Origin of the sequence: Streptomyces sp. CB01201, from assembly GCF_002803085.1 — a bacterium.
Taxonomy (GTDB): domain Bacteria; phylum Actinomycetota; class Actinomycetes; order Streptomycetales; family Streptomycetaceae; genus Streptomyces; species Streptomyces hundungensis.
The window spans coordinates 277,437-299,334 of the sequence record NZ_NNBJ01000001.1 but is presented as its reverse complement, the minus strand read 5'-3'; the positions used below and the strand labels follow the sequence as shown (position 1 = coordinate 299,334).

Annotated in this window: 17 protein-coding genes; 10 read left to right on the top strand and 7 right to left on the bottom strand. The window is 72.1% G+C overall.

What is annotated here, in order from left to right:
* Nucleotides 1-97: 97 nt before the first annotated feature.
* From CG740_RS01400 to CG740_RS01385, 4 genes are all read left to right on the top strand, one after another.
* Complete coding sequence (locus CG740_RS01400) at nt 98-1,225, top strand: mechanosensitive ion channel family protein (protein ID WP_100573005.1); 1,128 nt, start codon at nt 98-100, stop codon at nt 1,223-1,225.
* Nucleotides 1,226-1,282: 57 nt separating this feature from the next.
* Nucleotides 1,283-1,813 carry a helix-turn-helix transcriptional regulator gene (locus CG740_RS01395; RefSeq protein WP_100573004.1) on the top strand — a complete coding sequence of 177 codons (531 nt, stop codon included), beginning with the start codon at nt 1,283-1,285 and terminating at the stop codon, nt 1,811-1,813.
* Between the two features lie 10 nt (nt 1,814-1,823).
* Nucleotides 1,824-2,234, top strand: coding sequence for a VOC family protein (locus CG740_RS01390; RefSeq protein ID WP_100573599.1), 411 nt, complete (start codon nt 1,824-1,826; stop codon nt 2,232-2,234).
* A gap of 142 nt (nt 2,235-2,376) precedes the next feature.
* On the top strand, nt 2,377-3,015 hold the full coding sequence (locus tag CG740_RS01385) for a hypothetical protein (RefSeq protein WP_100573003.1): 639 nt from the start codon (nt 2,377-2,379) through the stop codon (nt 3,013-3,015).
* 47 nt (nt 3,016-3,062) lie between these two features.
* Here CG740_RS01385 and CG740_RS01380 read toward each other — a convergent pair whose 3' ends face one another.
* Genes CG740_RS01380 through CG740_RS01370 form a run of 3 tightly spaced genes read right to left on the bottom strand, consistent with a single transcriptional unit; the run spans nt 3,063 to nt 7,761 of the window.
* Nucleotides 3,063-4,349 carry an MFS transporter gene (locus tag CG740_RS01380; RefSeq protein WP_234375983.1) on the bottom strand — a complete coding sequence of 429 codons (1,287 nt, stop codon included), beginning with the start codon at nt 4,347-4,349 and terminating at the stop codon, nt 3,063-3,065.
* 32 nt (nt 4,350-4,381) lie between these two features.
* Nucleotides 4,382-6,391 (bottom strand): PEP/pyruvate-binding domain-containing protein, encoded by a 2,010-nt coding sequence (locus CG740_RS01375; RefSeq protein ID WP_100573001.1) that lies wholly within the window; start codon nt 6,389-6,391, stop codon nt 4,382-4,384.
* Entirely contained in the window at nt 6,388-7,761 is a 1,374-nt protein-coding gene (locus CG740_RS01370) for an ATP-grasp domain-containing protein (RefSeq protein WP_100573000.1), read from the bottom strand. Before CG740_RS01370 ends, CG740_RS01375 begins: the two co-directional genes overlap by 4 nt.
* Nucleotides 7,762-8,139: 378 nt before the next feature.
* Here CG740_RS01370 and CG740_RS01365 point away from each other — a divergent pair, with 378 nt between their 5' ends.
* Entirely contained in the window at nt 8,140-9,234 is a 1,095-nt protein-coding gene (locus tag CG740_RS01365; RefSeq protein ID WP_234375982.1) for a PAS domain S-box protein, read from the top strand.
* A 32-nt stretch (nt 9,235-9,266) separates the two neighbouring features.
* Here CG740_RS01365 and CG740_RS01360 read toward each other — a convergent pair whose 3' ends face one another.
* Nucleotides 9,267-9,638, bottom strand: a complete 372-nt coding sequence (locus CG740_RS01360; RefSeq protein WP_100572998.1) for a winged helix-turn-helix transcriptional regulator — start codon at nt 9,636-9,638, stop codon at nt 9,267-9,269.
* A gap of 92 nt (nt 9,639-9,730) precedes the next feature.
* Here CG740_RS01360 and CG740_RS01355 point away from each other — a divergent pair, with 92 nt between their 5' ends.
* The 4 genes from CG740_RS01355 (at nt 9,731) to CG740_RS01340 (ending at nt 16,886) form a co-directional block, all read left to right on the top strand.
* Nucleotides 9,731-10,570: an SDR family oxidoreductase gene (locus CG740_RS01355; RefSeq protein ID WP_100572997.1), complete on the top strand. Its 840-nt coding sequence runs from the start codon at nt 9,731-9,733 to the stop codon at nt 10,568-10,570.
* A gap of 175 nt (nt 10,571-10,745) precedes the next feature.
* The gene (locus CG740_RS01350) at nt 10,746-11,723 is read left to right on the top strand and encodes a hypothetical protein (protein ID WP_234375981.1); all 978 of its coding nucleotides are present in this window, start codon (nt 10,746-10,748) and stop codon (nt 11,721-11,723) included.
* Nucleotides 11,724-11,969: 246 nt separating this feature from the next.
* Complete coding sequence (locus CG740_RS01345) at nt 11,970-13,832, top strand: HSP90 family protein (RefSeq protein WP_100572996.1); 1,863 nt, start codon at nt 11,970-11,972, stop codon at nt 13,830-13,832.
* Entirely contained in the window at nt 13,833-16,886 is a 3,054-nt protein-coding gene (locus tag CG740_RS01340; protein WP_100572995.1) for a hypothetical protein, read from the top strand. It begins immediately after the preceding gene.
* A 102-nt stretch (nt 16,887-16,988) separates the two neighbouring features.
* Here CG740_RS01340 and CG740_RS01335 read toward each other — a convergent pair whose 3' ends face one another.
* On the bottom strand, nt 16,989-17,558 hold the full coding sequence (locus tag CG740_RS01335; protein WP_100572994.1) for a potassium channel family protein: 570 nt from the start codon (nt 17,556-17,558) through the stop codon (nt 16,989-16,991).
* Nucleotides 17,559-17,586: 28 nt separating this feature from the next.
* Nucleotides 17,587-19,572: a CASTOR/POLLUX-related putative ion channel gene (locus CG740_RS01330; protein WP_234375980.1), complete on the bottom strand. Its 1,986-nt coding sequence runs from the start codon at nt 19,570-19,572 to the stop codon at nt 17,587-17,589.
* 732 nt (nt 19,573-20,304) lie between these two features.
* Between CG740_RS01330 and CG740_RS01325 the strand changes: the two genes are divergently transcribed.
* A complete protein-coding gene (locus CG740_RS01325; RefSeq protein ID WP_199846291.1) occupies nt 20,305-21,279 on the top strand; it encodes an SGNH/GDSL hydrolase family protein in 975 nt (324 codons plus the stop codon).
* Between the two features lie 179 nt (nt 21,280-21,458).
* On the opposite strand, the gene CG740_RS01320 is transcribed toward CG740_RS01325, so the two are convergent.
* On the bottom strand, nt 21,459-21,815 hold the full coding sequence (locus CG740_RS01320; RefSeq protein WP_100572992.1) for an STAS domain-containing protein: 357 nt from the start codon (nt 21,813-21,815) through the stop codon (nt 21,459-21,461).
* Nucleotides 21,816-21,898 lie beyond the last annotated feature (83 nt).

Below are 21,898 nucleotides of genomic sequence, written 5' to 3'. Positions count from 1 at the left end.
ACGATCTGACAGGTGGCAAGGTGACGACACATCACATACGGCGGTCGACGGCACTCCTCGTCCGACCCTGCGTTCCCGGCCGCCCGGAGGATGTCCGTTGAACCGGAGTCTGGTCCTGCACGACTGGGTGGTGGCGGGCATCGCGCTGGCGGCGGGCATCGCCGCCGGGCTGCTGCTGCGGGTGCTGCTGCGATGGCTGGGCAAGCACGCCCTCAGAACGCGCTGGACCGGCGACGACATCATCGTCGACGCGCTGCGCACCATCGCCCCCTGGGCGGCCGCCATCGCGGGCACGGCGGTGTCGGCCTCCGCGCTGCCGCTCACGGACCGGGTCGCGGGCATCGTGAACCACTCGCTGACCGCCCTGCTCGTCCTCGTCATCACCTTCACCGCGGCCCGGGTGATCGCGGGGCTCGTCCAGTCCCTTGCGCAGTCCAGGACCGGGGTGGCGGGCTCGGCCACGATCTTCGTCAATATCACCCGGGTCGTGGTCGTGGTGATGGGCGTCCTGGTCGCCCTGGAATCGGTGGGCATCTCCATAGCCCCGCTGCTCACCGCCCTCGGGGTGGGCGGTCTCGCCGTCGCCCTGGCCCTCCAGGACACCCTCGCCAACCTCTTCGCGGGGGTCCACATCCTCGCGTCGAAGACCGTGCAACCGGGTGACTACATCCGGCTCAGCAGCGGCGAGGAGGGCTATGTCGTCGACATCAACTGGCGCAACACGGTGGTGCGCAACCTGTCCAACAACCTGGTGATCATCCCCAACGGCCGGCTCGCCCGCACCAACATGACCAACTACGCCCGCCCGGAACAGGAGTTGACGGTCCTGGTGCAGGCAGGGGTGGGTTACGACAGCGATTTGGAGCATGTCGAGCGGGTCACTCTGGACGTCGTCGACAGTGTGATGACGGACATCTCGGGCGCGCTGCCCGGCCACGAGGCCGCCGTCCGGTTCCACACCTTCGCGGACTCCCGGATCAACTTCACGGTGATCCTCGGGGTGGGCGAGTTCAGCGACCAGTACCGGATCAAGCACGAGTTCATCAAGCGGCTGCACCGGCGCTACCGGGCGGAGGGCATCTCGATTCCGGCTCCGGCCCGGACGGTCTCCCTCCAGCAGGACGTGCCCGGGCCGCCCGCGAAGGCAACCGCGTTCCCGCACCAGCGCGAGGCGCCGCCGGCGGCCCTCTCGGGGCTTTCCGAGCCCGTGGAACCGCCGCGCTGAGAGGGCTGTTCTCGCAGGTCAGGTGCGTTGTCGGTGGGCGGTGGTAGCGTCGTTTGCATGACGCCGGAAGAGCTCGCCAACCTCACGCACCTGCGCCGGGCGCGCGATCTCATCGACCGCGAGTACGCCAGGCCCCTGGACGTCCCGACCATGGCCCGGCACGCTCTCATGTCCCCCGCGCATTTCTCGCGACAGTTCCGCGCGGCCTACGGCGAGACCCCGTACAGCTATCTCATGACCCGGCGGATCGAGCGGGCGATGGCGCTGCTGCGCGGGGGCATGAGCGTGACCGACGCGTGCATGACGGTGGGCTGTACGTCGCTGGGCTCGTTCAGCTCCCGGTTCACCGAGGTCGTGGGCGAGACCCCGAGCGCCTACCGGGGCCGGGCCCACGAGGCGGTGGCGGCGATGCCCGCGTGCGTGGCCAAGGTGCGGACGCGTCCGACGCGTACTCCCCCGAGCATCACGGGCGCGAGGGCCGCCACGCACACGCCGATCACACCGGGCACCTCGGGCATACCGGGTTCACCCGGCGCGCCCACCACACCCAGCAGGATCCGAGAAGCGGGCGACAACGCCGCCGCCTAACGTGGACGGCATGACCATCGCTCTCCAGTACTGCCACATCACCGTCAACGACCCCGACGAGTCGCTCGGCTTCTACCGCGACGCCCTGGGGCTTGAGGTGCGCAACGATGTCTCCTCCGGCGGCCACCGCTGGGTGACGCTCGGCAGCGCGACCCAGCCGGGCCTCGAAATCGTCCTCTCGGAGCCGCACGCGGGCCGTTCGCAGGCCGACGGCGACACGATGCAGGAGCTGCTCACCAAGGGCGTCCTGCCGATGTTCGTCTTCCGCACGGACGACCTCGACGCGACCTTCGAGAAGGTACGGGCCTCGGGCGCCGAGGTGCTCCAGGAGCCCATCGACCAGCCCTGGGGTCCGCGCGACAGCGCCTTCCGCGACCCCTCCGGCAATCTGATCCGCATCCAGCAGGAGCCCAAGAAGTAGCCCGGCGAATACGCCCGATCGCCGGGGCCGACCGGCCGCCGCGTGAGAGACTGCGCGACACCTGCATGTCATGCACAGGTCACATGCAGGCCATCGCGCACCGCCCACCCACGCGGCGCGCCGGGAGAAGGGCACCATCGCCATGTTCACCACCCCCCACAAGGGATGGGGCCGGGCAGGCCTCATGCTGGGCGCGGCCCTGGCATCGACCGTGCTGTGCGCCACCGCCAGTGCCGCGGCGCCACCGACCGGCGGCGGCGCCCCGAGCCAGGGCGCCACCAGGCCCGCGAACGCCCAACACCCTTGCCCCGTCGTGTACTTCGACCTCGGCGAGACCCTGGTGCATACCGCCGAGGACGGCAGCACCTCCTATCTGTCCGGCGCGGCCGGCTATCTGCGTGCCCTGCGCGAGCATCACATCGAGGTCGGCCTCATCACCAACGTCCCGCCCTCCTGGGGTGCGACCGACGCCGAGCGCGCCGCCCGTCTGCGACAGGAGGTCGACGCCACCTGGCGGGGCCCCGCGCCCTTCGCCTGGCGGGACTTCGGCGACCGGATCCTCACTCCGCGCACCGAAGCGGAGCGCAAGCCGGCACCTGCCCTGTGGCAGCGTGCCATGGCCGCTTCGGGGCACTGCCGGCTCGTCTACCAGGCCGAGACGGCCGAGGAGGTCGGTGCCGCCGCCGCGCAGGGCTTCGTGCCCTACCAGGTCGGCCGGCCGCACCGGCCGGAGTTCCTGCCGGTGGGCCTGGTCGAACTCCTAGGCCGCGGGGCCCGCTGAGCGCCGCCCGCGTGCCCCGCTCCCGCTGGGGAACCGGCACCCGTGCCTCAGCGGGAGCGCGCCCCGGCCGCGTCCGCCGGCCGGGGCGCGGGGCGCCCGCCCCCGGCCCGGTCCCGCTTCACCACCCCGGTGTGCTGGAGCAGTTGGAAGACTCCGAGCAGTACGGCGGTCGCGAGCGCGCTGTGCCAGAGCAGTGCGTCCAGGCGCCCGGCGGAGAGGTAGGCGCCCGCGGCGACGGCGGCCAGGGCGCACACCGCGCGGTCCACGATGCTCTCGACCGACAGGAGCGTGGCGCGCGGCGCGTGCGCGGGCATCGCGTCGTTCACCAGCTTGCGCTGCACCGGGTACGCGAACCCGGTCGCGACGGCGAACAGGCAGAGCAGCGCGATCACGGTCCACGCCCCGCCGAACGTCATGGCCGCCAGGGTGCCGGCGAGCGCCACGCTGAGGACCGACACCCAGGCGACCGGGGTGAGCCGTCGCCCGAGCCACTGGGGGCGGGCCGAGCCGATCGCCTCGGCCACCGTCATCGCGGCGAGCACTCCGCCGCTGGAGGCCTCGCCGATGCCGTGGTCGAGCAGGATCGGCTGGAACAGGTTGACCTGGCAGATCCGGGACAGCGTGAAGATCCCCACGCCCTGCACCATCACCAGGGCGAGCCACGGCGAGGCGGCGACGCAGCGCAGCGCGGCACCGGCGTCCCGCAGGAACGCGCCGCCCCTGCGCCCGCCGTTCGCCTCCACCGCACCAGGGCCGGGCCCGGCGATCCGGGGCAGCGCGACGGCGCAGACGAGGGAGCCGGCGGCGCTGGCTGCGCTGAGGACGTAGGGCGCGGCATGGGCGACGGCCATCAGGGGCCCGACCAGCGGCCAGCACACGACCTTCGCCGCAAGACCGAGCGCCCGTGCGGTGCCCTCCGCCTTCAGATAGTGCTCGCCGCACTTCTCGGCCCGCAGCCCGTCGTACAGATAGGCGCTCGCCGCACCCGAGGTGAGGGAGCGGCCCACGGCGATGGCGAGGAAGTGGACGAGGAAGCCGGTGTACGAGGCGCTGACGACCGGCGCCAGGTTCGCCGCCGTCATCACCACCGCCCCGGCGCGCAGGCAGTTGCGGGCGCCGATGCGGTCGGCGATCAGCCCGGTCGGGATCTCGAACAGGCAGAAGGCCACGTAGTAGATGCTCTGGATGCCGAAGATCTGCCCGTCCGAGAGGCCGGCCTCGCGCTGGTACGCGTAGAAGACCGGCATCCACCACAGCAGGTTGAAGAGGAGCTGGAAGCCGTAGTTGAGCCGGACGATCCGGCGGGCGGTGCCGGTGAGGCCGGCCCCCGGCACGGCGCCGGGCCGCCTCCCCGCGAGCGGCGCCCTCACAGCGCGTACGGGCGGATCTGGACGAGCCGGAAGTCGCCCCGGTCCGTCATCAGCCACTCGATGTCCAGCGGCCGGTCCACGTCGTCCTCGCTGAAGTGGGACTGCAACAGCCGCCCGGTCAGGGACAGATCGGACAGCCGGGCCCGGGTGGCGGCGGGCAGCCCGTCGCCCCAGGAGCCGAGCGCCACCGTGCGCCCGCCGCCCTCCACCGTGTTGTAGAGGTACTGCTGCGGCAGGACCGAGCCGTCGACGACCTGCTCCGGGGATCCCGGTGAGCAGTTGAGGTAGACGTTGCGGAAGTCCTCGCGGCGGGTGGGGTCGCAGGTCACCAGGACGCCGCCGAGCGAGGCGGGCACATACTCCTGGATGATCACGCCCATGTAGGTGTCGTCGAGCGAGATCCCCACCTGGTGGCGCAGCCGCACGCTGCGGGGCGACACCAGGGAGGCCCACACCTGCCGTACGGCGTCCAGGAGTTCGTCGGTGCCGTGGACCGCGGTGACGGAGTCGTAGACACCGGCCGCGGAGAAGCCCGGCAGGTCCTCGGCGTTGGACGAGGAGCGCACCACCAGGCGTCCGCGTGCGGCCGCGGGGGCGGGGAACGCCTGGAGGATCTGCCGGGTGACGGATTCGGGTACGGGTGTGTGCCGGATGAGTTGCTGGAGTCGCAGGCAGAGCGAGTCCAGGACCTCGGTGGCGTCGAGCTCCAGGGCCATCTTCAGTTTGCCGATGCCCTGCTGGAGCGCGGGCGACGAGGCGAGGAAGTGCTGCTGGAGCGCGAAGGGCAGCGCCACGCCGTCCGGTGCGCCGACCGTGGTGGCCACGAACTGGGCCGCCGCGGCGCGCAGTTCGGGCAAGGACGCGCCGTCGGCGCCGAGGCGGGCGGCCAGATGCCCGTAGAGGTCCTCGCGCGGCGGGCGGGGCCGCCCGTAGAACGCGGTCAGGTCGGCCGTCCGGCTGTCGAGTACGTGGTGCAGCTCGCCGAGGTTGGCCGCCTTGGTGCCGTACCGGTCGCGGTCGGCGGCGCGCAGCCGGTGCAGGGACAGGACGGGCGCGTCTTCGAGCAGGGGCGGCTCCAGGCGGATGCGCTGCTGGTGCCAGGCCGGAGCACTCAGTTCCGGCTCCCGGTCCAGGCGCTCCACACGGATCTCGTCGTCCGAGACGCGGTAGCGGATCCAGGCGCCGTCCAGGCCGTCGGCCCCGACGAGCTGGTCCAGGTCGAGCACGATCGCGTTGGGTATCCCCCAGCCGGACGCCAGGACATTGGTGTGCGAAAGCGGCGTGATCGGGGCCGTGTTGAGGAATCCGGCGACCCGGGGGACGTCGTCCGGCAGGCACGGCATCGCCACGATGTCCGCCCAGCCGAGCCCGGCCTCCGCCGCGGCGTACTCCTCGTGCGTACGGAAGTGGCGCAGCCGTCCGGTCGCCTCGCCCGGGTTCAGGGGGGTGCGGGTCCGGCTGCCGAAGAGCTCGTGGCTGAGGATGCGCGGCACCCGCAGTTCGCTGATCGCCGCCAGTTCCTCCTCCTGCCCGTGGTTGGCGGGCTTGAGCAGCACCGGGAGCCTGCCGTCGACCCGGGAGCGGACGAACTCGTAGAAGTCCGCGAGGAGTTGGCCGTTCATGGTGTCGGCCTCGGTCGTCTCCAGGACGAGGAAGGTGCGTTCGCGGCCCTCCGCGTCCTCGTCGGTGTGCAGGGAGAGCACGCCGAGCAGGAAGCGGCGCTCGGGATCCATGTAGACGGAGGCGTTGAACTCGTCCAGCCGCGCGTCCAGTTCGGCGAGTTCCATGCCGAGGACGCGGGTGGCGATGTAGTTGACGTGGAAGGGGTGCGCGGCCGTGTCGAGCAGGTGCCAGACGTTCTCGGCGCGGTCGACGACGACCTTGAGGTAGGGGTGGCCGGCCAGGACTCCGGAGAGCGTGCGGAACAGCGGCAGGGACAGGTTCTCGCCGATGACCGTGCGGTCCGCGGCCGGGCCGGGTGCGTCGGTGAACAGTGCGGTGGTCACAGGGAGACCTCCGCGCGGTGGGCGGCGGGCAGCACCCGCGGCAGGGCGTCCACCAGTGTCTCGAAGTCGCGCAGCACCGTGCGGGGATCGGTGGCGGAGAGCAGGCACAGGGCGGCCATCGTGTTGGCTCCGGCGGCCGGGTCGTAGACCGGCACGAGGTCGCCGTCGGCGAGCGAACTCTCCGCGACCACGGACAGCTCGCTGCCCGGGCTGAGCGGCACGTGCTGGGCGACCGCCGGGAAGTCCCAGACCCTGCGGTCCTGCCAGGCCTCGCCCCGGCCGTCGACCGCGAGGACGACGAGGGAGCCGGCCGCGCCACGCGCCCGGGCCGGAGTGAGGGCCTGCTGCGGCCACGCGACCGGGCGGCGAAGGAGCTGGTCGACCAGCATGCCGACGAGGTCCAGCCCGAAGACCTCCTCGATCTGCGGCACCGTCATCGCGCCGCCGAACCGGGCGGCCGTCTCGATCAGCCACATGGCGCCGTCCGGGCCCAGTTTGATCTCGGTGTGCGTCCCGCAGTCGCGAAGGCCCAGGGCGTCGACGGCCTGCCGGGCCAGCGCCACGATCCGGTCCTGTGCGTCCGGGGAGAGCAGGGCGGGGGTGATGCCCGCACGCTCGGTGAACGGCTCGACCGTGGGCATCCGGCCACTGAGGCAGACCGGATGGAAGGTGCCGTCGGCGACCACGCCCTCGACGCTGACGTAGTCGCCCCAGCCGGGCTCGTCGAACCAGTCCGCGACGGCCCCGGTGACGATCTGCTCCACGACGAAGTCGGCTTCCGCCTCCGCGACATGGAGTTCCGCGTAGCCCAACTGTGCCGATTCGGCCATGACTTGGCGTGAACGGTGCCAGGCGGCCGATGCCTCGTGCGGGGCGGTGATGATCTGGTGTGCGGTGGAACCCGCGCTCCAGGCCGCCTTGAGGAGCATCGGGCAGGGCAGCGCGCGGGCCGCCTCGTGCAGGTCCTCCTCCGTGGCGACGGCACGGAACTCCGGCTGCGGCAGGCCGTGCTGCTGCCAGGTGCGCCGCATCAGACGCTTGTCGCGGGCGAGCGCGGCGGCGCCGCCGGCCCCCGCGAGCCCGAGCGCCTCGCAGGCCTCGGCGACCGCCACGACCGCGTACTCGGAGAAGGTGAGCACCGCGTCCGCCCCCACGGACTCGGCCCGCGACACGATCAGTGACACCAGGTCGGAGCGCTGCGCGTCGGTGGGCGTGACGACCGAGGCGCACAGTCTCCGGGCGGCACCCGCCACGGTGGGAGGAAGAGCGCTGAGCGCCAGCAGATGCACTTCCGCCCTCGCGGCCGTCCGGGACAGGACGTGACCGAGCGGCGGACCACCCTTGGCATGCACCAACAGCACCTTGCTCACGGAAGTTCGTCTCCATTCGTCTTGGTGGCACGCGCCCCGTACGTGTCGTACGTGTCGCACGTGCCGGGCGTGTGCCGTACGCGTCGTCGTACGGACCGGGGATGTGCGTCGGGCGTGGGGGAGGCCCGGTGTATGTGTCGGGGCGTGTTCACCCGCACACTCAAGGGGACCACCCGACAGACGCCCTCGGCACCGCTGGGGACGTCTGCCGTTCAGGCAAATGCCTGAGTCGCAGACCGTGTTGGGGTACCGGCAGAGTTCCGCGGGACTTTCGGACGGCCTCCACTTCGGCCGAGAACCGAGCATGCGCGGGATCGGCACGGGATACCCATCGCATGTGACTGTGCGTCAGCCGGTTGCATACGGACGGAGACCGCTGTGGACGATTCCAGCCTCAAGGCACTGCTCGCCGATGCCCGGGACGGCGGGGCACAAGCCCCTGGCCACCCCGCGCCCACCCGCACGGCCTCCGAAGTCCCCCAGCGCTACGACACGTTCGCGGGGCTCGCCGATCTGGCCCCGGCCGCCGCGTTCCTGCGGGACGGCGAGGGCCGCTATCTGTGGGCCAACCACGCCTACGCCCACCTCTACGGCACCGTCCCGGAGGAATTGGTCGGCAGGTACATCGAGGACTTCGACGCCCCGGCCGAGGCCGTCCAGTTCCGGGCCCTCGACCAGGAGATACTCGGCCGCGGGACGCCGGTGCGGCACACCCTCGACTACCGGCGCCCGGACGGCAGTCCGGGTCAGGCGGTGGGCCACCGGTTCCCGGTGCGGGAGAACGGGCGGACCTGTGTCGCCGGGATCTACGTCGACATCACGGACCAGCTCCGCACCAGGGTCCAGTGGCAGGAGGCCGAGGACAACCTCCAGGCGTTACGGGACCACAGCGGTCTGCCGTGTGCGCTCCTCTCGGCGAACGGGCGCATCGTCGAGGCGAGCGCGGCGGCGGCCGAGGTCTTCCAGCTCGGCCTGCCCGAGCTGGTCGGCCGCCGCGCCCACACCCTGCTCGCGCCCGACCCCGGTCTCGACCGGCTGCACCGCAGGTGGAAGGGTCTGATAGCGCGCCGCACCAGACGCGTGGAGACATCAGCGGTGCTGGTCGACGCGGAGGGGCGCCAGCGCCGAGCACAGCTCCATCTGACGACGGTCGGCCATTCCACCGCGCACGCCCGGCAGGTGTGGGCCGTCGTCACCCACCAGAGCCTCGCGCACGCGAGCCACCCCGCGCTCACCGCGGCTCAGATCCGCATCCTCTCCCTGCTCGCGGCGGGCAGCAGCAACGGAGACATCGCCACCTCGCTGAAACTGTCCCGGCAGACGGTCGACTACCACCTCAGCCGCCTGCGCGACCTCTTGGGCGCCGCGACCCGCCCCGCCCTCGTGGCCCGCGCGTATGTCCTCGGCATCCTCTCCCCCGAGGCCTGGCCTCCGCGCTCCGCGACGGCCACGCATCCGCTCAGTACGGCGTGAGGGGACCGCCGGAACCACCCCTGACCGCGGCGCTAGGCCGTGGTGCGCGGCGGCAGCCGCCGGGTGATCCGGTCGAACAGGTCCGTCAGCGGCTCGCCGATGTCGCGGCCGAACTCGGTGAGCCCGTAGGTGACTTGGGGCGGTGTGGTCGGTTCGACCTCGCGCCGGACCAGGCCGTCCTGGACCAGCGCGCGCAAGGTCTGGGCCAGCATCTTCTCGCTGACGCCCCGCATGCTGTCACGCAGTTCGTAGAACCGGAGGTCGCCGCCCCGCAAGGAGATCAGCACCCAGATGCCCCACCTGCTGGTCACATGGTCCACCATGTCCCGCGCCGGGCAGTCCGTGTGAAACACCTCATACCTCGGCCCCGACACCACCGGCTTCACCTGCGCGCCTTCCTCCATGCCCGGAGCTTACCTCCGGGTACGTTCTTACGAAAAGTAAGCCCGGCTCCTAGCGTCAACCCCACTGGCATTCAACGCATGTGGAGCTGAACATGATCGTGGTGACCGGAGCCACCGGAAACATCGGACGGCCCTTGACGCAGGCCCTCGCCGCTGCGGGCGAGCAGGTGACGGCCGTTTCGCGGCGCTCGGCCGAAGTACCCCAGGGAGTCCGCCACTTCTCGGCCGACCTGGCCGAACCGGCGGGCCTCGTACCCGCACTGGAGGGGGCGAAGGCCCTGTTCCTCCTGCTCTCGGGCGACCTGCACGCCCCCGACGCGCGGCCGGCCGATCTGATCGGCCTGGCGGCGGCCCAGGGGGTACGCCGCGTCGTCCTGCTCTCCTCGCAGGGCGTCTCGACCCGGCCGGACGGCCCGTCCCGGATCGCGATGCGGGCGGTGGAGGACACCCTGCGCGCCTCCGGTCTCGACTGGGCCGTCGTGCGCCCGGGCGGGTTCGCCTCGAACGCCTTCGCCTGGGCGGAGTCCGTCCGCACCGAAGCGACGGTCGCCGCGCCCTTCGGCGACATCGGTGTACCGGTCGTCGACCCGGCGGACATCGCCGAAGTCTCGGCGGCCTGCCTCCTCGACGACCGGCACACCGGCGGGATCTTCGAGCTGACCGGGCCGGAGGTGATCACGCCACGGCAGCAGGCCGGGGCCATCGCCGCAGCGCTCGGCTCACCGATCCGGTTCCACGAGCTCACCCGCGCCGAGGCCAGGGCCGCCATGACCCGGTTCGTCCCGGCGGAACTCGCCGACGACACCCTGGACATCCTCGCCGACCCGACCCCCGCCGAACGGCGGATCAGCCCGGACGTGGAACGCGTCCTCGGCCGCGCCCCGCGCCCCTTCGCCGACTGGGTCGACCGCAACATCGCCGCCTTCCGCTGAGTCGCGGCACAGCGTGCGGGGCCTTGTCGGCACGGGGAGCCGACACGGCCCCGCACGCTGTGACCTCGGCTCCACGCCCCAAACCATGTGCGATTGTCAGTCACCCGTGATAATCACTACCTTCACAAGGGAGTGACAATTGCCTCCCCGTTTGCACACAACAAGGGGTGGGGACATGGCGGTGCTCCGTGAATGGGGGCTCACGCTGGGGAAGTGGGCCGGCCGGCCCGTCGCACGCGTACAGGAGGACTCGGGGGATCCCGAGGTGGCACGGGTGCGTACGGCAGCCGCGTCCGGGGACTGGGCGACGGTACGGCGCGTGCTCGAAGCCCGGCCGGAGAGCGAGGACCGGACCGAGCTGGTGCGCGCCGTGGGCGACACCGCGGGGGTCGAGCGGTGGATCACCGGGGTCGTCGAGGCGGAGCCCGAGGCGGCGCTCCCGAAGCTGGTGGCGGGGTTCCGCCACATCAGCTGGGGCTGGGAGGCGCGGACCGGGGCGCGGGCGCAGCACGTCTCGCGCGACCAGTTCGAGCTGTTCCACTCGCGGCTGCGCACCGCGGAGGAATGGCTTTACGAGGTGGCGGAGCGCGAGCCGGGCTGGGTCTCGCCCTGGCTCGGACTGCAGATGACGGGCCGGGGCCTCCAGGTCGGCCAGCTCACCGCGCGGCGCCGGTTCGAGGCCGCGGTACGACGTGATCCGTACCATCTGGGCGTGCACCAGCAGCAGTTGCAGCAGGTCTGCGCCAAGTGGAGCGGCTCGCACGAGGAGATGCACGCCTTCGCGCGTGACGCGCTGCTCGCCGCGCCCGGCGGAACGGCGCTGGGCCACCTCGTCGCGATGGCGCACATCGAGCACTGGCTCGACCTGGACCGGGGTGCGGACGCCGCGTACATGCGCCGGCCCGAGGTGACGGCATCGCTGCGGGAAGCCGCGGACCACTCCTTCCGGCACCCGGACTTCGTCCGCTCCGGCGGGTGGCTCCAGGTCCTCAACACCTTTGCCATGGCGTTCTCGCTGGCCGGGGACAGCGCCGGCGCCCGCGAGTGCTTCACCGCCTCGGAGGGACGGGTCACCGAGTCCCCCTGGTACTACATCAACGGCTCCGATCCCGCCGCGGCCTACAAGGAGCACCGCTCGGCGGCCGGCCGATAGCCTTCCTGGCGCTTGTCAGTGACGACCCGTCAGAAACGCCTGTCAGGGCTTCTGTTGAGGCCGTCTGACGGCGCACGTCACGAAGACGTCCGGCGGCCGCGGCCGTGCCGCGAGCGTTCGGGCCCCGGCCCGCGCCGGTGCGGGCCGCCGTCCTCCCGTACTCCGTTTCCCCTTCCGCTCCGTCCCCCATGGCGCCCATCACCACCGCGCCGCACGGGGAACGCGTCCACCGAAAGACTTCACCAGGTGCCTCCATCCGAGACCTCCCACACCTTCCAGGTCGACCTGCGCGGCCTGGTCGACCTGCTCTCCCACCACCTCTACTCAAGCCCGCGTGTCTACCTGCGTGAGCTGCTCCAGAACGCGGTGGACGCCATCACCGCACGTCAGGCGATCGAGCCCGGCGCGGCCGGCACCATCACGGTGCGCACCGGTGACACCCTCTCCGTCACCGACACGGGCATCGGGCTGAGCGAGGCCGACGTCCACCGCTTCCTCGCCACCATCGGGCGCAGCTCCAAGCGCACCACCGAAGGCGCGCTCGACGGGGCCGGACTCGACGCCGCACGGGGCGAGTTCATCGGCCAGTTCGGCATCGGGCTGCTCGCGTGCTTCGTCGTCGCGGACGAGATCACGGTGCTCAGCCGCACCGCCGCCGATCCGTCGGCGCCCGCCGTCGAATGGCGCGGGCACTCCGACGGCCGCTACACCATCCGCACCCTGCCGGCCTCGGCCGTGCCGGAGCCGGGCACCACCGTCCGGCTCGTCCCGCGGGCCGACACCGCGCAGTGGACGGAACCGGAGCGGGTCGTCTCGCTGGCCCGCCACTACGGCGGTCTGCTGCGGCACGAGGTGACCGTTGTCGGACCGCGCGGCGAGACCCACCAGGTCAACGAGGCTCCGCCGTGGGAGCGGAGCCACCGTTCACCCGTGGCCCGCCGCGAGGCGATGACCGCGTACTGCCGCGCCCTGTTCGACTTCACCCCGCTCGACACGATCGAGCTGGATCTGCCGGCGGCCGGCCTGCGGGGCGTCGCCTACGTCCTGCCCACGGCCATGAGCCCCGCCCAGCGGGCCGGGCACCGGGTGCACCTCAAGGGCATGCTGCTCACCGACCAGGCACCCCAACTGCTCCCGGAATGGGCCTTCTTCGTCCGCTGCGTGGTCGACACCACCAGCCTGCGGCCGACCGCGTCCCGGGAGGCGCTGTACGAGGACGGCACCCTGTCCGCGGTGCGGGACGCGCTGGGCGACCGGATCCGCGACTGGCTGACCGGCCTCGCGGCAAGCGACCCGTCCCTGCTGCACCGCTTCATCGACACCCACCACCTGGCGGTCAAGGCGCTCGCCCGCTACGACGACGAGCTGCTGCGCATCGTGCTGCCGTGGCTGCCGTTCGAGACCACGGACGGCAACGTCACGCTGGAGGAGTTCGCGCGCAAGCACCCCACCCTGCTGGTCGCCCGCAGTGTCGAGGAGTTCCGCCAGGTCGCCCCGATCGCATCGGCCGCCGGCCTCGGCGTCGTCAACGGCGGGTACACCTACGACCGGGACCTCGTGCACCGGCTGCCCGAGATCCGCCCCGGCACGGCGGTCACCGACCTCGACCCGGCCACCGTCACGGCACACCTCGACGCCGTGGACCCGGCCGCCGAACTGCGCGCGGCGGCCTTCCTCGCCATCGCCCGGGACACCGTCGGCGTGCACGACTGCGACGTGGTCCTGCGCGACTTCCAGCCCGTCACCGCTCCGGCGCTGCTCCTGGACGACCGGGAGGCGCGGCACGAGCGGACCCGGTCGAGCCTGGCCGCCGAGAGCGACGGCCTGTGGGCGGACATCCTCGGCTCGCTGCGCCGCGAATCGCCGCGCGCCCAGCTCGTCCTGAACCATCTCAACCCGCTGGTCCGCCAAGCCATCACGATCACCGACCGGGACCTGGCGGTCGCCGCCGCCGAGGCCCTCTACGGCCAGGCCCTGCTGCTCAGCCGCCGCCCCCTGCGGGCGAGCGAGAGCGCACTGCTCAACCGGGCCTTCATCAATCTGCTCACCCACGCCATGCACCACTCCGGCACGGCGGCACCCGGCTCCGAGCCCCGGAAGGAACTGTAGATGCTGGACACTCCCGAGGCCGTCGTCGAGGCGCTGCGCGAGAACAACGAACGCCCGCACGGCCTCCAGCGCACCATCACCGCCGAAGAACTCGTGGAGGCGGCCGAGCCCTTCGAGAAGCCGGACGTCGTCGTCACGGCCCTTCTTGAGCTGATGTCGGCGTACGAGTTCACCGGTGAGCACCGCAAGTCGCCCGTGGCCTTCGCCCGGCTGCTCAAGCTGTGGGACACCGCGCCCGAGGCCTTCAGCCCGTGGGAGGCCCACCAGGTCTTCTGGCGTTTCAAGTGGGTGACGACATCGCTGTTGCAGGTGCCCGAGGTGCCGCTCGCCACGGTGCACGGCTGGATCGACCAGATGCGCACCCGCTACCGGGAGGCGGAGCACGGCATGCAGCCGGTGGCGGCGATGCGCTACCACGTGGCGCGCCACACGGGCATCGGCCTCTTCGACGCCTACGACCTGTGGGCCACCCGCCCCCGTACCGAGCTGAGCGACTGCGATGCCTGCGAGACCCGGCACTTCGCCACGCACCAGGTGCTGGCGGGCGACGACGCCGGGGCGCTCGACACCTGGCGCCCGGTGCTCACCGAGGACACGGCCTGCACCGAAGAGCCCCAGATGAGCCAGGCACGCGCCCTGCTGCCGCTGCTGCGCACCGGCCGCTTCGACGAGGCCCGCTCCCACCATCTGACCGGCTACCGCCAGGTGCGGGGAAACCCGGGGATGCAGCAGGAGGTCGGTCTGCACCTGGAGTTCTGCGCGCTCTCGCGCAACGAGGGCCGGGGACTCGAAATCCTGGCCGAGAACCGCCCCCTGTTCGAGGCGACCGGGGCTCCGCTGGCCCATCTGGACTTCCTGACCGGCGCCGAGGTGCTGCTCGCCCGGCTCGTGGCGGACGGCCACCTCGACACCGCCGTCGCGGGCCCGCCCGGACGGAACTGGACCGCGGGCGCGCTGCTCACCCACGTACGCTCCGAGGCGGACCGGCTCGGCCGGGCCTTCGACACGCGCAACGGCACCACCGCCGTCTCGGACAGTCGCCGACTGCGCCTGGAACAAACCCCGTTGACCGAGGAGCCGCTGCCGCTCGGGCTGCGCGCCGCCGCCGTCCGCCCGGGCACGGCGGGGACCGCGACGGCCCCCGCCCCCGCACCGGCGTCCGCGCTGGAGGTGCCCGAGGACTTCGTCGCCCTGGTGCACGAGGCGCGGCGCACGACCGCCATGGGGCATCCGGGGAGCGCACGGCTGTGGGCCCGCGCCGGCGAACGTCTCGCCGAGGGCACGGGGGCGCACGACGACCGTCTGGGTCCCGAGGGCCTGCTGCACGCGGAGCTGGCCGAGCAGCGCGCCTACCGGCTCAGCCGCGAGAACCGCGACGCGGAGAGCATCACCGAACTGGAGCGGGCCGCCGGGCTGTTCGCGGAACTGGGCATGTCCTGGCAGGCGCTGTCCGCCCGCACCCGCGTCCTCGCCTGGGCGACCACTCATGACAAGGGCACGGACGAGGATGCGGCCGGTGGTTCCTCGGCCGAGGCCCCGGATGCGGCAACAGCGACAGCGGAACACGGCACGGGGCGGCTGGACGCCGACGCGGTCCGGGCCGGCATCGACGACGCCCTGCGTCAGGCGGAGCGGCTCAAGACCGAGACGCCGTTCAGCGGTGCGTCGCCCGCGGCCGGTGAGACCGCCTCGCACGGTGACGTCGGGCAGCAGCGGGTGCTGGAGTACCTCACCGTGCTGTACTCCTGCGCCTTCGCCGCCTACCAGGAACTGGTGGGGCAACTGCCGGAGCCGTCGGACTCCGCCGTGGCGCGGTTCGAGGAGGCCGCCCGCACCCTGCACACCGAGGCCGAACACCTGATGATCCCTCACCAGGTCTCCAACGCACGGCAGTTCGTGGCGGACGTCGCGATCCGCCGGGGCGACAGCGCCCGCGCCGAGACGGAGCTGCGTGCGGCGCTCAAGGACGTGGAGGCCTCCGGGCAGCCGTGGCGCGGCACCCGCCCGCTCGCCCTGCTCGGCCAGGTCCTGCTCACTGTGGACCAGCCGGCGGAGGCGTCGGAACTGCTGCACCGGGCGGTGGTGGAGGCGGTGCGCTACGACGACACCCACTTCGCGCTGGCCCCCACGTACGCCATGCTCGGCCACGCCGCGTCCCACCTCGGGGACACGGGGGGTGCGGTACGCCACCTCTCGGAGGCGGCGGCCCGATTCGACCAGGAGGGCGAGCAGAACGAGGCGGCCGGTCTGCGTCTCCAGCTCGCCGATGTCCTGGCGCGCGGCGGACAGCAGGCCGACGCCGTCGCCGTACTGGAGTCGATCGTGTCCGAGGACGCGGCGCCCTCGCTCGACGAACGGCTGGTCGCCCAGGCCCGGTTGACGCTGGCGCGCGGCCTGCGGGAACTGGAGGAGTTCCTGCCCGCGTCGGAGGAGTTCCTGCGGCTCGCGACGGTCACCGCCGCGTGGGAGGACGAGCCCCGGCTCCAGACCCTGGTGGCTGCGGAGACGGCCACCACGCTGGCCATGGCCGACCGTTGGGACGCGGCGGGCACGGCGTACGAACGTGCCGTCGCCGCGCACGCGGTGGCGCCGAACCCGTCCTTGCTCATGCACATGATGTGCGAGTTCGCGCGTCTGACCATGCTGTTCAAGGGGCCCGACGGCCGTGACGCGGCGCTGGAGCACCTCGTTCGGGCCGACGAGATCGCGGCCGCGGTTCCGGAGGACACCGACGACTTCGCCCCCTGGTACGAGCGGGGCGCGGTGCACTACCGCCGGGCCCGCGTCCTGGCGGAGGCCGAGTCCTTCCCCGAGGCGCTGGCGGAGGCGGAGGCCGCGGTCGCGCGCTACGAGCTGGGCGGGGAGCGGGGCGAGGTGCCGCGTGCCGAGGCGCTGCGGATCGCGGCCCTGATCGAGGGCAACGGCCTCGAACGCTTCCCCGAGGCCATCGCCCGGCTCACCGCGGCGGCGGCACGGGCCCGCGAGGCGGACCTCGCCGAGGCGGCCCAGATCCTCGACGCGCTGCGCCAGGAGTACCAGCGCCGCCAGGGCTGAGCACCCGGCCCCGCCGCGTCAGGGACCCGGCGGGGCCCGAGCCGCACGGCCACCGGTGCGCCGGGTGGCCGACGCGCGAGGGTGCCCCGGGCGCGGTCCGCACTACGGCAGGCCTGCCGGCCCCCGGCCCGGCCGCGGGCCGGGCCCGGGCCCCGCGCTTCTGCGGCGCAGGCCCATCCGCACCGCGCCGAAGACGGCCTTGCCGAGCACCGCCAGCAGGACCAGATCGACGATCATCTGCACACTGGTCAGGGCCCGGGCCGCCTCGCTGGTGGGCACGATGTCGCCGAAGCCGACGGTCACGAACACCGAGATCGTGAAATACAGCGAGGCCGTCCGCGTCAGGGGCTCCGAGAAGGACCCCGGGACGTCATGGGCGAGCAGGAAGTAGCTGGCCGAGAAGAGAACGAGGAAGAGGGGCACCGCCGTCGCCAGCGCCTCCACGGCCCGCAGCCACGGATAGCGCGCGCGGGCGATCGAGCCGAGCTGCCAGGCGAGCAGCCACCCGAACACGGCCAGCGCCCCCAGAAGCACCGCCACCGTGCCCACACCGACGCCCCAGTCGAGCGGCGCCGCGTAGTACAGGGCCGTCACCAGGACCGCCGACCCCAAGGCACGCAGCGCATGGACCACGCGGGACAGCCGGCCGGCTGCGGAGCCTGCACGTTCCATGGGCGCTCCCGCGATAAGCGATACGTGGCTATGCATGGTGACACGGCCCGCCCGGCCCGCCCGGCCCGCCGCGCCTCGTAGGTGTCCGTCCGGCCTCGTCGCCGCCTGCCCGACTGCCGGGAAGGGCGAGGGCGTCGCTGCCGGGGGGTCGTTCCCCGGCGAGGACGATGATGCTGTCGCCCGGGGCGAATCGGCGGGACCGCCTCTTGTCCGGGTTGAGGCGGACCCCGAAGGCGGGGGCCACCGTGGTCTCGCCGTGCAGGCGGTATCCGATGGCGATATGGCCCTGCCGACGGGCGGCTTCGACGACCGTGTAGAAGTCGAGGTCGCGGCCGAGAGCCACATAGCCCTCGGCCGGGCGGAGGTGGATCTCGCTGCCCTCGGCGCCGAACAGCTCGTCGAACAAGCGGGCCAGGTGCGGGCTCTCGGAGATCTGGGTCATGAGCCTGCTGATCAGACGACTGCTGATGATGAAGTCGTGGCTCGGGCTGGTCGGGGCGAGTTCCCGGTTGCGGTCGTCCGCCATCTCGGTGACCACGGCCGGTTCGCTCCCCGCCGCCCGGCCCAGCTCCCGCAAGTGCAACAGCGTGACCAGGGTGCGGTTGTCGGCCTGCTGTGCGTTCACCGTGTCGTGCCTGAGCAGCACGATGCGGTGGTAGCGGGCCAGGTCGAGCCGGCACAGTGTCCCGGGCTGCGCCGGATCGCCCTCGACGGCCGTGACGCGGAGGCGGGTCGGGCCGTCCGCCGTCCGTCCGGCTCGGCCGGTGGCCTCCGGCTGCCGCGTCACCACGTCCACGGTGGACCCCTCGACGACGTGGCCGTCCAGCCGCTCGATGACGGTCGCCGCCCGGCGGTTCCAGCCCAGCACCAGGAGCCGCACCGGGGTTCTGCTGATCGGCCGCGGCGGGATGATGGCGCCGGTGTCGATGTGGTGGGGCGGTTCGGACACGATGACCGTGTCGTCGTCCCGCGAGATGGCGATGATCCGGTCCCGGTCACCGATGAGGGAGCGCCACGGCGGGTTGAGGTCGACGCGTCCGTCCTCGCGCAGCAGCCCGACCACCGATGAGGTGGCATAGGCCATGAGCGCCTCTTCGAACGTCCTGCCCACCAGCCGGGGCTCGGCCGTGAGGTAGAACTCGTCGCCCGCGTAGCTGAGCAACTGGTGGTAGACGAACGAGAGGCCGGGCTGGAGGGAGGTCTGGACGATCAGCTGGGCCGTGATGCTGTCCATGTCGAGCACACAGGCGTCGGGGCCGGCGGCGAGGCGAGCCGCGGCATGGTTCTGGCCGTCCTCCAGAGCGGCCACGATGTGGCGCGATTCGCCCGCCGCCCGCTGTACCTGAGCGAGCGCCAGCAGGGTCTTCACGACACCCGAGTCACCGTCCGGCCCGCCCGGCGCGAGGATGAGCAACGAGCGGGCTGTCGCCGGGGAGACGATGGCGATGTCGGCGGGGTCGGTCGGGCTGCCCGTGCGGCACACCACCTTGGTGGACCCGCGGCGTGCCACCTTGGCCCGTATCTCGTCCTCCATCTCGACCTTGTCCTTGGGCGCCAGGATCACCACCACCGCACGGCGTCGGTTCGCGTTGGCGAGGACGAGCTCGGCCACGATCGGGAAGACCTGCTCGGACCAGCCGAAGACGACCGTGTGGTTGTCCTCAAGGACGATGGAGCGGCCCTTGCGCAGCTCGGCGAGCCTGCGGTCGACGCCGTTGGTGATCAGACCGATCAGCGTCGAAGTGAACAGCAGGGCCATCAGCGCGAGCAGCACGGAGAACAGCACGTAGAGGGGTGGGCCCAGGTCGCCGCCCAGCCGGAAGGCGGCTCCGACGTGCTGCCAGATGTCGGCCAGCCGGTCGCCCAGGCCTGGCGGCGCCTTCTCGTCCGTCCACACCAGGAGCACGGACACCGGGACGACGAGAGCGAAACAGGCCGCGGTCATCCAGCCGATCAGCGTCCCCATGCCACGCGACATCATGGTGTCGAACCAGTAGCGAAATCGCCTCCGCACGCCCGCCCGCTGACTCCTTGTCCGCATGCGTCACCCCAACTCGGCCTCGACGGCCCGTCGCAGCACCGGTACTCCCCCTCCCCGGGGAGCTCCGACTCTGCCGGCGGAACCTCGGTGCGATTGCTGTCCCGCGTTCAGGCGGACTACGCACCGCACGCGCCGGATCAACCCGATCGAGTACCCGCGCAAGCCGACACGGGGCCGGGCGCCCGGCCGCTTCAGGCGGGAGGTGCCGAGAAGGCGCGTTCGGGCAGGTTCCGGTAGGTGCTGGACATGCCGGGGTTGCGCGGCCGGTGCGATGGTGGCGCCGCGCACGGCGGGCCGCCGCTGTAGCTGCCCGAGGCGGCCGGGAGGGCGGCGGGCGGGGCGAGTTGCGCAGTACTGCGCGTCTCGCCGAGGGCGTTCGGCTCACCTGCGGGCGATGAACGCCCCGGGGTGTCCGGCCGGGACTTCGTGATCACGAATGAGACAGGCGGGAGAGGTCTCCGAGCGGGCCGAGGCGGCCGCTCACCGGTCGAGGCCGACGCGTGAGCAACCCATACCGTGCGGGGCCGGTCGAGCCTCGGAAGCAGACAGTCCGGATACCGGGCCCATCCATTCAGAACTTGGCCGCCGCGACAGTAAACACCCCTGAACTCCACACCTGGTGACTGTCCGTATTGGATCTACTACCTCACATGACGTTCTCTGTAGGGTCAAAGCGACGCCAAAGCCCCTGTTCTTGGAGGATTCGTGGCACGTTTTCGCACTCGACTGGCCCTGCTCGGATCGGCGGCGGCCCTCACCGCCGGCGCACTGGCTCCCGCACAACTCGCCGGGGCACAGTCCGCCGCCGCGGCTGCCGACTACGACTGGGTCGCCCTGGGTGACTCCTACACCGCCGGTGTCATCCAGGCAGCCGGCGACATCTTCGAAGTCCCCCGCGACGGCTGCGAGCGCACCGACCGCTCCTACCCCCAGATCATCCACCGCGACCTCGGCGCCCTGTTCGAACTGACCGACGTCAGCTGCGGCGCCGCCACGATCGAGGACGTCACCTTCAGAGCGCAGAAGCCGATCGGCCGCAGCGTGCCGGGCAACCCCGACCCGGAGGCACCCTTCGCCCCGGTGCCTCCCCAGTCCGAGGCGGTCAAGTCGGGCACCGACGTGATCACCGTCGGCGTGGGCGGCAACACCCTCGGGTTCGGCGACATCCTCTTCAAGTGCCTGGAACTGGGCCAGGGCAGCGGCGGCGCGGGCACGCCGTGCAAGGACGAACTGGCCGCTTCCGTCCCCGGCAGGCTGGCCAAGGTGAGCAGGGACTACGACGCGATGCTCGCCAAGCTCCACGAGAAGGGCCCGCACGCCAAGATCCTGGCCATCGGCTACCCCACGATCATCCCCAAGGACACCGCCAAGTGCCAGTACAACCACCCGCACCAGTTCCTCTCGATCACCCCCGGTGACCTGGACTGGCTGCGCCAGGACGTCCTGGAGCCCCTCAACAAGACCATCGAGAAGTCGACGGGAACCCAGGACGCCGCCGCCTTCGTCGACCTCTACGACTCCACCCAGAACCACAGCGTCTGCGATGCCGGCAAATGGGTCGAGGGCGTCCTCGACGAACACAACCGGCCGGCTCTCGTACACCCCAACGCCAAGGGCCACCAAAACGCCGCCGACCACGTGACCTCGGCGATCCTGGACGCCGTCGCCCCGAAGGACTGACCCGCACCCGGCACCCCCGCCCTCGCACCCGGAACGAGTTGCCTCCGGCCCCCGGCCCGGAGGCAACTCCGCGGAGCCCGGACTCGGCCGGCCAAGGAGGCCGACGGCTCCGTGGCCCCGTCCGCCGTCCGCCGTCCGCCGTCCGCCGTCCGCCGGAACCGTTCCGCGGCTGTGCGGGATCAGGTGGGGAGCTGGGCGAGGGCGAGTTCGAGGGTGTTCTGGGTGTGGAAGAGGTCGTCGACGCAGGAGCGGTGCAGACGGCGGGCGAAGTGGCCCGTGACGGGGCCGAGCAGCACAAGTCCCTGAGGGGATGCGTACGCGTGAAGGAGAAGGCCGAGGAGGACTTCGTCGCCGAACCGCAGGCCGGTGAGGTCGACCACGAGGGGGCGCCCGGTTGCGCGGGCGTCGTGGAACGCCCCCTCCAGAGCAGTGGAGTTCCACGCTCCGGTGCTGCCGAGCAGAGCCAGGACGCAGGCGTTCGGACGGGTGTGCTCGGTGATCCGGACGAGCAGATCTTCGAGCGGGCGCTCCTGCATGTCATGTGCCTTCTGTCCGCTGTCGCGCGGTTCATGTGCAGGCCGGCGTCGGCGGTTCCGCGGCGAAGGCTGTCGCGCCTCCT

What these genes read in the sequence shown, in the direction of transcription:
- CG740_RS01390 (WP_100573599.1), top strand. Translation starts at nt 1,824, where the DNA reads ATGACCATCGCTCTCCAGTACTGCCACATCACCGTCAACGACCCCGAC.
- CG740_RS01320 (WP_100572992.1), bottom strand. Translation starts at nt 21,815, where the DNA reads ATGCAGGAGCGCCCGCTCGAAGATCTGCTCGTCCGGATCACCGAGCAC.
- CG740_RS01395 (WP_100573004.1), top strand. Translation starts at nt 1,283, where the DNA reads ATGACGCCGGAAGAGCTCGCCAACCTCACGCACCTGCGCCGGGCGCGC.
- CG740_RS01335 (WP_100572994.1), bottom strand. Translation starts at nt 17,558, where the DNA reads ATGGAACGTGCAGGCTCCGCAGCCGGCCGGCTGTCCCGCGTGGTCCAT.
- CG740_RS01355 (WP_100572997.1), top strand. Translation starts at nt 9,731, where the DNA reads ATGATCGTGGTGACCGGAGCCACCGGAAACATCGGACGGCCCTTGACG.
- CG740_RS01385 (WP_100573003.1), top strand. Translation starts at nt 2,377, where the DNA reads ATGTTCACCACCCCCCACAAGGGATGGGGCCGGGCAGGCCTCATGCTG.
- CG740_RS01340 (WP_100572995.1), top strand. Translation starts at nt 13,833, where the DNA reads ATGCTGGACACTCCCGAGGCCGTCGTCGAGGCGCTGCGCGAGAACAAC.
- CG740_RS01350 (WP_234375981.1), top strand. Translation starts at nt 10,746, where the DNA reads ATGGCGGTGCTCCGTGAATGGGGGCTCACGCTGGGGAAGTGGGCCGGC.
- CG740_RS01360 (WP_100572998.1), bottom strand. Translation starts at nt 9,638, where the DNA reads ATGGAGGAAGGCGCGCAGGTGAAGCCGGTGGTGTCGGGGCCGAGGTAT.